Origin of the sequence: Sphingobacterium thalpophilum (genome assembly GCF_901482695.1) — a bacterium.
In the GTDB taxonomy this organism is placed as follows: Bacteria; Bacteroidota; Bacteroidia; order Sphingobacteriales; family Sphingobacteriaceae; genus Sphingobacterium; species Sphingobacterium thalpophilum.
Genome location: NZ_LR590484.1, coordinates 2,915,687 through 2,930,002, shown reverse-complemented (window position 1 = coordinate 2,930,002; position 14,316 = coordinate 2,915,687). Strand labels below are relative to the sequence as shown.

Here is a 14,316-nt window from a genome sequence, read left to right as displayed (position 1 = left end):
CGTGCTTGTTTATTTAGTTGCCACTTGTGCGCTTTGCCTTCAGGTTGCCGGGCCAAGCCATCGGTTTCCCATCGCTACCCAAAGGCAGCACCATTTTATCCCGCGATACTAATTCGGGTTCCTCGCAGGCAAGATAAGTCAGCACAGCAACGATAACCGCATTTTGCCTAACTTCATCAAACACAATTTTATCATAGGTATCTCGATTCGTATGCCAGGTCACCTTGCCGTAATCCCAGGATGTGGACGAAAGTCCAAAAGCCGGGATTCCACGCTGCACAAAGGAGGAGTGATCACTCCCACCCGTCCCCGGCATCCCGGGAAAGGAGGTCTGTATTTCATTACGTATTTCCTCCGGCAGGTATTGCAGCCAGCGACCTATATATTCATAAGCCTTCTCAAAACCACTTCCTCCGATACGCACAATCCGGCCGGTTCCATTATCCTGATTCCAGACGACCTGAATATTCTTAACAATTTCAGGATGATCTTCGACAAAGGCCGACGAACCGTTTAAACCCTGCTCTTCACTCCCCCAATTGCCCACCAAAATTGTCCTTTTATTATCTGGATATACTTTTCGCAGGATACGTACGGCTTCCATCATTGTGATTACACCGGTCGCGTTGTCGGTTGCGCCCGAAGCCCCGTCCCATGAGTCAAGATGAGCAGACAGCACTACATATTCATCCGGTTTACCCTTACCTTTGATTTCCGCTATACTATTATATGTTTTTGCGACACCTAGCTCTTTCGATTTACCTTGCAACAGCACACGGGGCTTAACGCCGCGTTCGGCCATACGGTATAGCAACCCATAATCCTCCAGGGCAATATTAAATACCGGAATCTGCCTTGACTTCGCGTCAAAAACCCGGGTGATTCCCGGCAGTTCAGTCCAATAAGAATCGATTACGCCAACAGCTCCCGCAGCCTCCAGCGCCAAGGGCAACGTGCGTCGCGTGTTCCCCGTGTAAGCCATACTCTGCTCCCAGGCGCTGAGCTGCCGCGTTTTCAGGGATTGATACTTTTCGTAACTTTTGGGCGACGCGGACTCCTTCCAGTTGGCATCAGACCTACCCGAGATCGGATTCATTCCGATAAGCACGATCTTACCTTTTACGGTCTGAAGCCAAGCCTGATAATCCGGCTGTGAGTGGAATATGGGCATCGCGATGACTTCAGCTTCCACACCTTTTTCTTTTGTCATCGGACTAAAAGCCAATTGGGTACCTTCCAAAGACTTCAGTCTCGGAAAAGTCATCGTAGCCTGAGAAGTACCACGCTCCCAAGAGCGCCATTCACCATAAGCTTCATTGCGGGCATGGGCACCCAAAGCTGTATATTGTCTGACGACCCAATCGTGCGCCTGTTGCATCTGTGGACTTCCCACCAGCCGCGGACCGATCATATCGACCAGCTCAAAAGCATAGTTCTCAAGCTGGGAGTTCGCATTGGCTTCCTGAACAATCGCCGCAACGACGGCCTCTTTGCTTTGTGCAACTATTATCGGACTGCTGAAAAGTAGCAAAGCAACTCCGATCAACTTTAAATTTCGTTGTTTCGTTCGTATTTTCATTTCTATTTTCTTTTTACGACACCTAGGCTTGGCTTCGTCTGGTTTTTCACGAAAATTACTAAAAATATTCAATAATCTACATCATCTTGCCTACCGCACAGCTGCTCCCTCGAAAGTCCACGGAGTGGATATGTGCGCCGCAAGGAGCAGAACTAAAAAAGCCTAAGGAGATTTCCTTAGGCTTTGCAAATAAAAGTTGGTTGGGTTGATTGTTTACACTGCTTCTACTTTTGACTTCTCGTAACTCTCCTGGTGCACTGAAGCTACTGCCCTGCCCGATGGATCGTTCAGGTTTTCGAACGAGGCATCCCAAGCCAGTGCTTCCGGCGTACTGCAGGCCACGGATTTCACCGAAGGTACTGTAGCTGCCGCAGCGGCAGAAGGAAAGTGGGATTCAAAGATTGTTCGATATAGGAATTCCTCCTTGTTCTTCGGCGTATTGACCGGAAACCGCTCAGACGCAGCTGCAAATTCCTGATCGGAAACCTTACTTTCAGCCTGTTCTTTAAGAGTATCTATCCAACTATAGCCCACACCGTCAGAAAACTGCTCCTTTTGACGCCAGGCAATGCTCTCGGGGAGATAGTCCTCAAAAGCTTTACGGACGACCCATTTTTCCATTCTTCCATCGCGGATCATCTTGTCTGACGGGTTGATGCGCATCGCTATATCCATAAACTCCTTGTCCAGAAAAGGAACCCGACCTTCTACTCCCCAAGCTGCCAGCGATTTGTTTGCCCGCAAACAGTCATAGAGGTACAATTTTTTCAGTTTACGTACGGTTTCCTCATGAAATTCCTGCGCATTGGGTGCTTTATGAAAATACAGATATCCACCAAAAAGTTCGTCAGAACCCTCTCCCGACAGCACCATCTTAATCCCCATGGATTTGATGACGCGGGCCAGTAAATACATCGGAGTTGACGCCCGTACGGTCGTCACATCGTAAGTCTCCAGGTGATAGATGACGTCACGGATGGCATCCAGTCCTTCCTGGATCGTAAAGTTAATTTCATGATGAATAGTACCAATATGCTCTGCGGCTTTCTGTGCAGCGACCAGATCGGGCGCACCTTTGAGACCAACAGCAAAAGAATGCAGCTGTGGATACCAAGCGTCTTCCTGATCATCAGTCTCAATACGTTTGGATGCAAATTTTTTGGTGATCGCGGCAATCACAGAGGAATCCAGTCCCCCGGAAAGCAAGACACCGTAGGGTACATCTGACATCAACTGACGGTGTACCGCATCTTCCAGTCCCTTGCGCAATGCAGCAATGTCCGTTTCATTGTCCTTCACTGCTTCATAGCTTTCCCAGTCGCGCTGATACCAGCGCTTGGGCTCTGTACCTGATTTGCTGTACAGATAATGTCCCGGAGGAAATTGTGCTATGCTATCGCAAAAACCTTCCAGTGACTTCAACTCTGAAGCAACGAATAACTGCCCCTGATCATCTTTTCCATAATAAAGCGGAATAATCCCCATATGATCGCGGGCCACAAAGAAGGAGTCATCCCTTGAATCATAGAGCGCAAAACCAAATATACCGTTCAGTTCATCGACAAAAGATGGCCCCTTGGCCAGGTACAATGCCAATATCACTTCAGAATCACTCTGTGTGGCAAACTCATAGTCGGGAAGGCTATTGCGCAATTCATGGTGGTTATAAATCTCACCATTAACAGCCAACACAACTTTGCCGTCAGGACTGTACAAAGGCTGGCTGCCCGACTTAGGATCTACTATGGCCAACCGCTCGTGAGCCAATAACGCTTTCTCACCGGTAAAAATACCAGACCAGTCCGGACCGCGGTGGCGAATACGTTTGGACATCTCCAAAACTTGGGGTCTCAATACGTCTGCAGGTTGCTTTAATTCAAAAGCGCCGATAATTCCACACATATTATGAAAATTTTAAATATTTCGTTTCTACATTTTGTTATTGACACAAAGTAAAACAATTAAAAACTAAATTCATAATAATTTTTAATTTTTATTGTATTTTTATTAAAAAACACAATTAAACCAAATGAAATTAACAATGAAATACCAATTTATTTACAATAATCACATGCTACATCACAAAATGGTTTGAAGATTTATAGTAAATTCACATGATAATCAGACAACAACCCGTATGGATCTAATAGGATCTTTTTATCGTGACCTTGCACTCCGCCCCGACGAGCTGAATGCCATAAAAGAAAAGCATCAGGCGATAACGGTCAAAAAAGGAGAGTTTATATTGACGAAAGGTCAGGTTGCTAACGCATATTACCTGATTGAATATGGTTTGACGCGTTCATTCCTGCACGATTATGAAGGCAATGAAGTGACGATAGATTTTTGCTGTGACCACGAAGTTGTCATCGAAGTAGCATCTTTTTTTCAGCGCAGCCCGACGGTTGAAAACATTCAGGCACTCACAGAGACCAAGCTATGGAAAATACGATTTGACGATTTTCAGGAGCTCTTTCACCAGATTCCTGAATTCAGGGAATGGGGGCGTTCGTGGATGGCAAAAGAACTGGTGCACACCAAAAACAGGGCGGTCGCGATGATCACTGAACCTGCAACTACGAGATATCTGCGGCTGATCAAAGAAAAGCCCATTCTGATTCAGCAAGCGCCGTTAAAGCACATTGCCTCTTATCTCGGGATCACCGACACCTCGTTGAGCCGTATCCGAAAAGAAATTGTACACAGCAGTTAGCGGAAAAACCGCGATCAGCTGCAGGTATTTTCAATTCTTGCCCTGAGACAAGTTTTCCGTTTATATTGACCGTTATTTTTGTGCTCAGCGCGTCTTTGATACCGCGCAAGCAAATACAGCTGAAATAATAATCAATATATTCAAATTAGAAATCATGGCAAAATTACACGCTTACTTAAATTTCGATGGCAACTGTGAAGAAGCATTCACATTCTATGAAAAGGTTTTTAATACCACAAATCCGGGTTTTATGCGTTATGGTGATGTTCCTGCAGACCCCGCGATGCCACCTATACCTGATGAAGCAAAGAACAAGATCTGCCATACCGCAATTTCAATCAACGGAGAGAGCATGCTTATGGGGGCAGACGTCATTTCAGCCTTCGGCCAGCAATATGCACAGGGCAACAATACCTATGTGATGCTCATGTGTGACGATGGCGAGGAAGCCCGGTCGCTATATGAAGCATTAAGCGTCAATGCAAAAGTTATAGAAATGCCCTTGGGCGAAACGTTCTTTGCGGAGCTGTACAGCTCTTTTCAGGATCAGTTTGGCATCTGCTGGATGGTCTATTTTGGCGGAAGCAAAGACGAAGATTGTAGCAATAAAGACTAGACGTTTGCAGCTACGCCGTCTATCAGTTACGATATAAGGGTACTGCTGCAGCACCCTTATATCGTAGCTATATTTCGGACGCCATGTAACCATGTAGCGCCACTTGACAAACTATTATTTGCTGATCAGCACATCCTGTTCAAAAACCACCCCATCCCAACCGTTTACCATAAATTGCCGGATATTCTGATGACCCTCGCCTGCAGGATTATCCAATACATTTTGATAATGTTCGGCAAACAGCCTCAAGGTGTCTTCTTCCGTCAGATGATTTAATCTGGCAAAATAAAAAAGTTTGGCGCTCCCCTGATTTTCAGCTTCTGAGTTTTTTAAGCTTCCATTCTGAAACGCCGCTGGACGGTACTCGTAGTTCAGGGCAATATGGTCGAGTACTTCCTGAAACCGTAATTGCCCCCTTTTGGATCTTTCAATGAGTTCTTCTGTTTTCATTCGGGTTGATTAAGTATTGTCAATTATATAATTCCATGCAATGAACCGCCTTTGGCCCCCAGTTGGTCTACCCGCCTTTCGACCGCAGCATCTTTAATCAAAGCTGGAGCATGGTGAGGTTTGGTACGCGCGTCGATGATGATCGGTCCTTCACAACCCCAGTGCTTGAATGCGGTAAAACTTTTAATTCCATAGATGTCAAATGCCGGATTGCTCCTTGTAAAGGTGGTCCATACAAAATTATTCACCGTCGCTGCAGTAAAATCGGCATCATCACACAGCACGATCAGCGGAAGTCCTTCCCACGGAAGGTCAGCAGCAGCACGACACCACTCCGCAATCACCTTTTCCTCCTCTTCATAGCTCGTGAACGCCTGTCCCTCTATCGCCAGAATACCGGGCATCACCATTTTGGACCGGCTGAACGGCCTTGGCAGATCGAGATTAGCCGGCAGCTCCCGCTGTAGCTCCCGCTTTTTGCTTCCCGCAGCAGCAAACACCACTTTTGACCCTGTGTTAAGTCCGTCACCCGAATAATCGAGGGTATCGATGGTGGTGTTGGTCTGAAAATGCAGATCGCGTGTAGGGTCTATCCGTTCAAGAATATGCTTCAGAAAAGCGGGGATATCATCGATATCCAATGTTGGATTATCTTCATGAGCGGATATAAATAAATATTTGGCTAAGCTCAGCTGATTTTTTCCAAGAATTTGATTGGCAATGGTCAGAATCTCCTGGGGTCGGTCGACCTTTTGATAAGGTGTATAGCGTTCGGAACCAATAGCAAATAACAGCGGATGCACTCCAGCAGCATCTACGGCGTTGACAGCATGCAGCCCGGAAATCTCCTTGGGAATGGCGGTTCCTGTAATTTCGTGGATCAGTGCTCCAAAGCTAGTATCCTCCTGCGGAGGGCGTCCCACTACGGTAAACGACCAGATGGGATTTTTTTTATGATATACATTGTGCACCTTCATCAGCGGAAAAGGGTGTGTCAGGCTGTAATAGCCAATATGATCCCCAAAAGGACCTTCAGGTTTATTCTCATTGGGATATACCGTTCCGGTAATCACAAAATCGGCATCGGCTGAGATACAGAATCCCTCATCATCGTAAAAATAGCGAAATCTGCGGTTGCCAAGCGCTCCTGCAAAAATCATTTCTGAGAGTCCTTCCGGCAGCGGCATGACCGCCGACAACGGGTGAGCTGGCGGACCTCCGACGAAAATACTCACCTTAAGCGGTCTGCCCAACGCATTTGCTTTGGTCTGATGGATACCGATGCCCCGATGCAACTGATAATGCAGCCCAATCTCACGGTCCTTCACATAATCATTGCCGGACAGCTGAATACGGTACATACCAAGATTAGCGTGCAGGATACCGGGCTTATCTACATCTTCTGTATAAACTTGTGGCATAGTGACAAAAGCACCGCCATCCATGGGCCAGTTGACAATCTGCGGAAGCTTGCTGATCTTCGACCTGCCATATAGAATCGGAGCACCCGATTTCTTTTTCCAGGGCAAGGCACCGAGTGCAGTCATGGATGAGCCGATGTACTGAAAGGGATTTTTCAGCACGGCAGCAGGATTCATCTTGACATCCACGAGCTTCTTGAGGTGGTCCAGCGAATCTCTGAACATAAACTTTGAACGCTCAAGCGTCCCAAAAAGATTCGATACCGCAGGGAATTCCGAACCTTTGATATTTTCAAAGTAAAGCGCGGGCCCGGCCACATCAAATACCCGCATATGAATAGCCGCCATCTCCAGGTAAGGATCTACCTCTTCTTTGATTCTGATTAAATGACCATGTTTTTCAAGATCAGCAACACATGCTTCTAAACTATTGTATCCCATATATTATTCTGCACCAACCGTTAATCCACAAATTTAACAGAATAATCCATATGTAAACAATCATTCCTGTGTGTTTACATGTAATTATCCTCATGCAGGCTTCGCATTTTGCGTTTCAAGAATACAAATCAACGACCACTGGCGGGACCGACGGCGGACAGTTACCAAAGGATCATGTATCCTGACAGACATAAGCTTTGAGCGGTGTAAACTGAAAGGGCTGAATTTTCTGCCAGGCAGAATTATCCACATTTTTTTCATAATACAGCACGCGCCTAAATTCGTCGATGTCTTCCTTATTGATATCATTAAAACGGCTCAGCAGAAGTTTCGCAAAAAACTTATTGACACCGATCTCCCGCTTCTGGGTTTCGGACGTGCAGTTCAGATATTGGTAAAACAGGCTTCTAAAAGTGATTTCCTCATTCCCGCCCAAGTAAATGACTTCCGAAAAAAAGTGATCTTCCCAAGGCATCTCACGCAGCCAACGATAAACATCCAGCAAAGGAAGAGGATGGAATTTTAAGGATGCCACCCAGTTCCAGTAGAATACCGTCTGCCGTTTTGCCAGTTTGGCAAACACGCGGTTGAGTATACTTTCTCTGCCGATGGCACTGCTTTTGATCACGATGGTATACCGTACCCGTAGCACTTCCAGTAGATTGCGCACAGGCTCCAAAAAATGCTCATCCATCAGCTGGGCAACATAAATAATACGGTTGTTGCCCCCTCTTTTGCAGATTTCTATAAAGTTACGCAGCCCCAGCAGCTCAAGCTGCAGCTGTATATCGTTGTCCAGTGAAGGCACCTGGGTAAAATAGATACCGAAATTGACATCACTGACCTCAAAGTTATCATAGGCTTCGCCCTTCCGCAAAAGATCAAGCTCAAAAAGCTTGGCTGTCACCCTTTCTTTCACAATTTTATTGAAAATGGACAGATTCCGTACCAGCCCCGTGACATCGAAATCTTTGGCCTGCAAATGACATGATGCCCGTCGTCCCAAATAAGTATTAAGACCGCTGATTAAAACCTTTTTCATCCCTAGTAATATTTCTGCGTATTCGCTTTTAAATGGCAGCAGCGAGTTCAGGCATCCGGCCTGTCGGCACCACAGCAGAGCAGCTTCTACCCTGTTGTTCCTGTACGTTATATGTTCTTCAGGCGCGGTGGTTTTTATCTCCAAATATGCTGACTAACAAATATCATAATTCTCTGATTTTAGAACAGAGAAAGGTCAAATAAGTTTAAGACTATTTTGACTTTTTGGACAAATTTATCCCATCCTTCGCTTCAGCACCAATTTCTTTGTCCTTTTTATGTCAATTCGTGTCTAAAAGCTTTGAGGAACACAATATCCTTATATATTTGTAATTCTTCTGAAAATAGACTGCACTAAAAAGTATTTATCTTCACCTCTATGGACAAAAGGGCAATAATGATCTGGTTTAGGAATGATTTAAGACTTCATGACAATGAAGTGTTTTATCAGGCTTCCGAGAGGAGCTCTTTTATTATTCCCGTCTATTGTTTTGATCCCCGATACTTTGACCGCAATCCATTTGGCACGTTAAACACGGGTGTACTGCGGGCAGCGTTTATCATTGAGGCAGTCACTGCCCTAAAAGAAAAACTGCGTAGCCACGGAAGCGACCTACTGACATACATTGGCAGACCGGAAGATATTATTCCGCGGATCGCACAAAAGTACCAGGTCAACGAGGTGTATCACCATCGTGAAGTTGCCCTGCGCGAAACGTCGATCTCCGAAAAGGTTGAAAGCGAACTATGGAATAGCAAAATTAACCTCCGCCATTTTATCGGACACACCCTCTACCACAAAGAGGATCTTCCTTTTCCGATCAAAGATATTCCTAACGGATTTTCTGTTTTCAAGAAAAAAGTAGAACGGGAAAGCACTGTCCGGCAACCGATTCCATTCCCTTCGAATTTTCTGACCCCCCCGCATCTGGAGGACACCAAAATCCCAACCTTGAAGGATCTGGGGTACAGCGACGAAGAAATCCGTTCCGTAGACGATATTTACATCCTGGGCGGCGAGGACACGGCATTGAGCATCATGCATTCCCTGCTGTCGACTTATCCAGAAGCTGAGCAGGACCCCTTGATTTTAGGCCCTTTTATCGCTTCCGGAGCTCTTTCCCCTATCTTGCTGTACAACAATATCAAAAAATTGGGCGAGGGCAAAAAAGACAAGCGCTTCGAGAAAATCATTGAGATATTGCTCTGGAGGGATTATTTCCGTTTTATGCTCAAAAAGTACCCGAACATCTTCTTTAAGGCACAAGGGACAAAGGTTGGTACGGGGATGACCATCCCGGCCCTGACGGTAAATGAAGAAGAGTTTGAAAAATGGAAATCCGGCCATACCGAACATGACTTTATCAACAGCACCATGACGCAGCTGCAAAAAACCGGCTATATTCCCTATCAGGCCCGGCTTATTGCTGCCAGCTATCTGGTACATGAATATCAAGTCAACTGGCTACGGGGAGCCTCCTGGTTTGAAGAGCACCTGCTGGACTACTCGCCAGCTACGGTATATGGTCAATGGTCACATATTGCGGGCGTGGGCACAAGCGAAAAAGACAACAAAGCCCTCGACTGGCAAAAATTGATCAAAACGCACTTTCCAAACGGCCTTCCTAAAGAGGATGAATGGCTCGCCAAATAAATCGCTGGCTGGAATAAATAACGCTACTCGAAATGAAATCTACAGTGCGTTACAGGCCCCTTTTAAATCATGCTAAAAATGTTAAGAATCGGATAGATTTATTGATTAAATAATTCAATTTCAGTATTAGAAACTCTTTTTTTATTCATAACTTTGACAAATTTCATAGTTTTAATTGTAAATGGACAATCTGACATATTTGAGTAATGCTGATTCGGCTTATGTCGATGGCTTATATCAATCGTACAAGCAAGATCCCCAATCGGTAGATTTCGGATGGCAAAAATTCTTTGAAGGTTTTGATTTTGGTCAAAACGCTGGTGGAACAACAAGTTCAGTAGGTGAAGCGACTCCCGAGCACGTATTGAAAGAAATCAATGTACTGAACATGATCAATGGTTACCGTGACCGGGGCCATCTCTTTACACACACCAATCCTGTACGCGAAAGACGCAAATACTACCCTGGCAAAGAGCTCGAAACGTTTGGTCTTGCAGAGACCGATATGAACACAGTCTTCAATGCGGGGGTGGAAGTTGGATTAGGTCCGGCTACATTAAAAGACATCCGTCAGCTGGTAGAGGACACCTATTGCCGCTCTATCGGTGCAGAATTCAAATATATCCGTAATCCAGAAAAAATAAAATGGCTACAAGACCGCATGGAAGCGGATCGCAATATGCCGAAATTCTCCTTGGACACCAAGAAGAGAATCTTAAACAAATTGAACCATGCCGTTGCCTTCGAGAACTTTTTGGGCACCAAATTTTTGGGACAGAAACGCTTCTCTCTCGAAGGTGCAGAGAGCTTAATTCCAGCCTTGGATTCGGTGATCGAAAAAGGAGCTGAGATTGGTATTCAGGAATTTGTGATTGGTATGGCACACCGCGGCCGCTTGAATGTACTGACGAACATTATGGGTAAATCCTATAAGTCTGTGTTCTCAGAATTTGAAGGTAAAACCTACGCCGATGACCCAGAAGTAAATTTTGGCGGGGACGTAAAATACCACTTAGGTTTCTCTTCTGAAGTGAAAACCAACGACGGCAAGACTGTACATTTGAGCTTGGCACCTAATCCTTCCCATCTGGAAACTGTGGATCCGGTTGTAGAAGGAATGGTACGTTCTAAAATTGATTTCAAATACGACGGTGATTCCTCAAAAATTGCTCCGATCCTGATCCATGGTGATGCAGCGATTGCCGGTCAGGGTGTCGTGTATGAAGTGACTCAAATGTCGAAACTGGATGGTTACAAGACTGGTGGTACAGTTCACATTGTGATCAACAACCAGATCGGATTTACCACAAACTATAAAGATGCACGGTCGGGTACTTACTGTACAGACGTGGCAAAAATCACTTCTTCACCAGTCTTCCATGTCAATGGAGATGATGCCGAAGCGGTAGTATATGCGATCAATCTAGCGGTTGAATACCGTCAAAAGTATAAGACCGACGTATTCATTGATTTGTTATGTTATAGAAGATTTGGTCACAATGAAGCCGATGAACCAAAATTCACGCAGCCTTTATTGTACAAAATCATCGAAAAACATCCAAACCCAAAAGAGGTCTATGCGAAAAAATTAATCGCTGAAGGCAGCATTGATGAAGCCTATTCAAAAACTATAGAAAAAGAATTTAAGTCTGAACTACAGGCTAAATTCGAAGATGCAAAAACTGTCGAGGTATTAACCGAAGACATTCCGATGTTCAAAGGCGCTTGGGAAGGATTGCGTCCGGCCAAAAAAGGTGAAGTATCCACCACAACAGACAAAACAAAGGTGTCGAAAGAGACCTTCCTGAAATTAGCAAAAGAGATCACGACGCTACCTTCAGACAAAAAGTTCTTCCGTAAGATTACCCGTTTATTCGAAGACCGTGCAAAAATGATCAGCAGTGATTCATATGATTGGGCAATGGGTGAATTGATGGCGTATGCGACTTTATTGGATCAAGGTAACCGTGTCCGCATCTCCGGACAGGATGTACAACGCGGTACATTTTCACACCGTCATGCGGTATTGACACTGGAAGATTCAGAAGAAAAATATGTGCCGTTGGCTAATATCAAGGGTGGTGACAAATTCTCCATCTACAACTCTTTGCTTTCCGAATATGCCGTTTTAGGCTTTGAATATGGCTATGCTTCCTCTAACCCCAACTCATTAACGGTTTGGGAAGCACAGTTCGGCGACTTCTATAATGGCGCGCAGATCATCGTGGACCAATATCTGTCCAGTGCAGAGACCAAATGGAAGCGTTCAAACGGGCTTGTCATGATGTTGCCTCATGGTATGGAAGGACAAGGTCCCGAGCACTCTTCCGCACGTATCGAAAGATTCTTGGAATTGTGCGCGGATGAAAACATGATCCTTGCAAACTGTACGCTGCCAGCCAACTACTTCCATTTGTTGCGCCGTCAATTAGTTCGCGAGTTTCGCAAACCATTAGTCGTCTTCACACCAAAATCGTTGTTACGTCATCCGAAAGTGGTATCTCCATTGAAAGACTTTACCGAGGGGGCTTTTCAGGAAGTAATCGATGACGCTAACGTAGCGGCCAAAGATGTCAAACGTGTATTGTTCTGTTCAGGTAAAGTCTATTACGATTTATTGGAAAAACAGGAAGCAGACAAACGCAAAGACGTTGCCATCGTACGTCTGGAGCAGTTGTTCCCAATTCCAACAGAACAGCTGAAAGCCGTCCGTAAAAAATACAACAAAGCCAAAGAGTTTATCTGGGTGCAGGAAGAAAATGAGAACATGGGAGCATGGTCTTACTACTGCCGCAAGCTGATGGGAACAGAAATCGCATTTACCGGTTTTGTTGCTCGTAAAGAGAGCGGAAGTACAGCGACAGGTTATATGAAACAACACGTTGCACAACAAGCAGAGATCTTAAACAAATCATTCGAATAAAAACAATTTAAAACCAATTGCGTCTTATGTATAGGACGCAATTGTACATAAAGAACATTATATATGAGCTTAGAAATTAAAGTACCAACCGTAGGTGAATCAATCACGGAGGTAACCTTATCACAATGGTTAAAGCAAGATGGCGATTATGTGGAGATGGATGAAAACATCGCCGAATTGGAATCAGACAAGGCAACGTTTGAATTACCAGCAGAAAAAGCAGGTATCTTAAGAATCATTGCACAAGAAGGTGATACTTTAGAAATCGGTGCTGTCGTTTGTACAATTGAAGAAGGCGAAGCTCCTGCTGGCGGTGCTGCCCCTGCTGCAAAACCTGCCGCCGAAGCAACCCAAGCTGCTGCTCCAGCAGCTGCGGCAACTGATGAAGATCCGGATAGCTACGCTGCCGGTACAGCGTCCCCTGCCGCTGCAAAAATTTTGAGAGAAAAAGGAATCGATCCTTCTACTATAAAAGGAACAGGTAAAGATGGTCGTATCACCAAAGAGGATGCAGAAAAAGCACAGCCTGCTGCTAAGGCTGCCGCTCCAGCTGCAAAACCTGCTGCTCCTGCGACCACGGCTACTGCCGCTCCAGTTGCAGGTGCTAGAAATGAGCGTCGTGAAAAATTATCCTCATTGCGTAAAACCATTGCTAAACGTCTTGTAGCTGTTAAAAACGAAACTGCGATGCTGACGACTTTCAACGAAGTCAATATGCAACCAATCATGGATCTGCGCGCTAAATACAAAGATACGTTCAAAGAAAAATTTGGTATTGGCCTTGGATTTATGTCCTTCTTCACGAAAGCAGTTACAACAGCGTTGGCAGAATGGCCTGCAGTAAATGCTCGTATCGAAGACAACGAAATCGTGTATTCTGATTTTGCAGATATTTCGATTGCTGTTTCTGCACCAAAAGGATTAGTCGTACCAGTGATCCGCAATGCTGAATCCATGTCTTTGGAACAGATCGAAAAAGAGATCGCATCATTGGCCGGAAAAGCCCGTGATAACAAATTGACAATTGAAGAGATGACCGGCGGTACGTTTACCATCACCAATGGCGGTGTATTTGGATCAATGATGTCAACACCAATCATCAACGCACCGCAATCAGCAATCTTGGGTATGCACAATATTATCCAGCGTCCGGTAGCCGAGAATGGTCAGGTCGTGATCCGTCCGATGATGTACATTGCACTTTCGTACGATCACCGCATCATTGATGGCCGTGAATCGGTAAGCTTCCTGGTACGCGTTAAACAATTGTTGGAAGATCCAGCCCGCTTATTGTTGGGCGTATAATATCTATACGACTTACTATAAAAAAGACCTATGCCTCACGGTGTAGGTCTTTTTTTATTTCCGGCCTCAGCCTTGTTGTTTGCCACACTTTTCGAATATTAAATCGTTCATGGACACAAGCACGGTCATTGCATTTTAAATTCTACACCATATTCTTTATTTTCACCTCTGCC

Annotated in this window: 10 protein-coding genes; 5 read left to right on the top strand and 5 right to left on the bottom strand. The window is 45.1% G+C overall.

Annotation, left to right across the window (positions count from 1 at the left end; all coding sequences use genetic code 11):
• Window positions 1-13: 13 nt before the first annotated feature.
• Both FGL37_RS12170 and asnB read right to left on the bottom strand, forming a co-directional pair.
• The gene (locus FGL37_RS12170) at window positions 14-1,579 is read right to left on the bottom strand and encodes a M20/M25/M40 family metallo-hydrolase (protein ID WP_028070472.1); all 1,566 of its coding nucleotides are present in this window, start codon (window positions 1,577-1,579) and stop codon (window positions 14-16) included.
• A 213-nt stretch (window positions 1,580-1,792) separates the two neighbouring features.
• Window positions 1,793-3,481 (bottom strand): asparagine synthase B, encoded by a 1,689-nt coding sequence (gene asnB / locus FGL37_RS12165; RefSeq protein ID WP_028070473.1) that lies wholly within the window; start codon window positions 3,479-3,481, stop codon window positions 1,793-1,795.
• Between the two features lie 235 nt (window positions 3,482-3,716).
• On the opposite strand from asnB, the gene FGL37_RS12160 reads away from it, so the two are divergent.
• Window positions 3,717-4,292, top strand: a complete 576-nt coding sequence (locus FGL37_RS12160) for a Crp/Fnr family transcriptional regulator (protein ID WP_037533657.1) — start codon at window positions 3,717-3,719, stop codon at window positions 4,290-4,292.
• A 154-nt stretch (window positions 4,293-4,446) separates the two neighbouring features.
• On the top strand, window positions 4,447-4,908 hold the full coding sequence (locus FGL37_RS12155) for a VOC family protein (RefSeq protein WP_028070475.1): 462 nt from the start codon (window positions 4,447-4,449) through the stop codon (window positions 4,906-4,908).
• 114 nt (window positions 4,909-5,022) lie between these two features.
• Here the strand turns inward: FGL37_RS12155 and FGL37_RS12150 are convergent, their stop codons facing one another.
• From FGL37_RS12150 to FGL37_RS12140, 3 genes are all read right to left on the bottom strand, one after another.
• Window positions 5,023-5,358: a HopJ type III effector protein gene (locus tag FGL37_RS12150; RefSeq protein WP_028070476.1), complete on the bottom strand. Its 336-nt coding sequence runs from the start codon at window positions 5,356-5,358 to the stop codon at window positions 5,023-5,025.
• 23 nt (window positions 5,359-5,381) lie between these two features.
• A complete protein-coding gene (locus FGL37_RS12145; protein ID WP_028070477.1) occupies window positions 5,382-7,220 on the bottom strand; it encodes a UbiD family decarboxylase in 1,839 nt (612 codons plus the stop codon).
• Between the two features lie 172 nt (window positions 7,221-7,392).
• Window positions 7,393-8,262, bottom strand: a complete 870-nt coding sequence (locus tag FGL37_RS12140) for an NAD-dependent epimerase/dehydratase family protein (protein WP_028070478.1) — start codon at window positions 8,260-8,262, stop codon at window positions 7,393-7,395.
• Between the two features lie 396 nt (window positions 8,263-8,658).
• Here FGL37_RS12140 and FGL37_RS12135 point away from each other — a divergent pair, with 396 nt between their 5' ends.
• The 3 genes from FGL37_RS12135 to odhB all read left to right on the top strand — a co-directional run bounded on the left by FGL37_RS12135 (window position 8,659) and on the right by odhB (window position 14,143).
• Complete coding sequence (locus FGL37_RS12135) at window positions 8,659-9,915, top strand: deoxyribodipyrimidine photo-lyase (RefSeq protein WP_232048685.1); 1,257 nt, start codon at window positions 8,659-8,661, stop codon at window positions 9,913-9,915.
• Window positions 9,916-10,096: 181 nt separating this feature from the next.
• Window positions 10,097-12,838 (top strand): 2-oxoglutarate dehydrogenase E1 component, encoded by a 2,742-nt coding sequence (locus FGL37_RS12130; RefSeq protein ID WP_028070480.1) that lies wholly within the window; start codon window positions 10,097-10,099, stop codon window positions 12,836-12,838.
• A gap of 63 nt (window positions 12,839-12,901) precedes the next feature.
• Complete coding sequence (gene odhB / locus FGL37_RS12125) at window positions 12,902-14,143, top strand: 2-oxoglutarate dehydrogenase complex dihydrolipoyllysine-residue succinyltransferase (protein ID WP_028070481.1); 1,242 nt, start codon at window positions 12,902-12,904, stop codon at window positions 14,141-14,143.
• Window positions 14,144-14,316: the final 173 nt, after the last annotated feature.

Excerpts from the sequence above, each read along its gene's own strand:
- FGL37_RS12170 (WP_028070472.1), bottom strand. The coding sequence starts at position 1,579 with ATGAAAATACGAACGAAACAACGAAATTTAAAGTTGATCGGAGTTGCT.
- asnB (WP_028070473.1), bottom strand. The coding sequence starts at position 3,481 with ATGTGTGGAATTATCGGCGCTTTTGAATTAAAGCAACCTGCAGACGTA.
- FGL37_RS12160 (WP_037533657.1), top strand. The coding sequence starts at position 3,717 with ATGGATCTAATAGGATCTTTTTATCGTGACCTTGCACTCCGCCCCGAC.
- FGL37_RS12155 (WP_028070475.1), top strand. The coding sequence starts at position 4,447 with ATGGCAAAATTACACGCTTACTTAAATTTCGATGGCAACTGTGAAGAA.
- FGL37_RS12150 (WP_028070476.1), bottom strand. The coding sequence starts at position 5,358 with ATGAAAACAGAAGAACTCATTGAAAGATCCAAAAGGGGGCAATTACGG.
- FGL37_RS12145 (WP_028070477.1), bottom strand. The coding sequence starts at position 7,220 with ATGGGATACAATAGTTTAGAAGCATGTGTTGCTGATCTTGAAAAACAT.
- FGL37_RS12140 (WP_028070478.1), bottom strand. The coding sequence starts at position 8,262 with ATGAAAAAGGTTTTAATCAGCGGTCTTAATACTTATTTGGGACGACGG.
- FGL37_RS12135 (WP_232048685.1), top strand. The coding sequence starts at position 8,659 with ATGATCTGGTTTAGGAATGATTTAAGACTTCATGACAATGAAGTGTTT.
- FGL37_RS12130 (WP_028070480.1), top strand. The coding sequence starts at position 10,097 with ATGGACAATCTGACATATTTGAGTAATGCTGATTCGGCTTATGTCGAT.
- odhB (WP_028070481.1), top strand. The coding sequence starts at position 12,902 with ATGAGCTTAGAAATTAAAGTACCAACCGTAGGTGAATCAATCACGGAG.